The sequence below is a fragment of the Arthrobacter sp. 4R501 genome, from assembly GCF_002929755.1.
GTDB lineage: Bacteria > Actinomycetota > Actinomycetes > Actinomycetales > Micrococcaceae > Arthrobacter.
The window spans coordinates 1-676 of sequence record NZ_PJIW01000059.1 but is presented as its reverse complement, the minus strand read 5'-3'; the positions used below and the strand labels follow the sequence as shown (position 1 = coordinate 676).

The window sequence follows — 676 nt, the reverse complement described above, 5'->3', positions numbered from 1 at the left end:
ATAGCGCCGACCACCAAAAACGCGAAAAACCACGTCAAGGTAACAGCCGACGCCAGCAACAACCGGCCAAACTTGCCCAGCAAAAAGGCGATGCCCCGAGCTACCCAATCCCAGAAAATGTTCATCGTGAGTCAACCATCTTTCTCCACGATTCGAGAGCACGCAGCGCAAGCAAGCACACGGCCACAACAGCTAGCCACAATCCGCGAATCTGTGCCGGGTACATGTAGGACATAAAAACGACCGTTGAGCAGATGTACACAACAACGCCGGTAAGCAACACCCTCAAAAACCAGATGCATGCACGGACTCGCACGCTTCTAGGCCCGATCATCACTATTTCGTTGGACATTTTTAGGCCTCTGCCGTGACTAGAACCAAGCGCTCAACCGTGATTGAAAGCGCGATCCGGTTGTTTGCCTCGTAAGGCATCACCCAGATTTTGCCCTGTGCCTGGACTCGCTGCCCATACTCGAAAATCGCGCCCTCTTCACCCTCGATCACATGAATCGAAGCCGTTTTCTCTGTCTTGACCATGCCTTGCTTGTTCGTCAAAACCAGAATCGCACCGCTGGAATACGTCAATCGACCATCGGGGGAAAGATTAGGCTTGCCGTCCTTCATACGAACTTTCATCGGGTCACCCATGCCACCCGCAATAACCGGCCACAGGTTG

General features: G+C 53.1%; 1 protein-coding gene. It reads right to left on the bottom strand.

What is annotated here, in order from left to right; all coding sequences use genetic code 11:
• Positions 1 to 354: 354 nt before the first annotated feature.
• Positions 355 to 676: hypothetical protein (locus CXR02_RS22535; RefSeq protein WP_181037338.1), on the bottom strand; the 322-nt coding region annotated here is incomplete at its 5' end.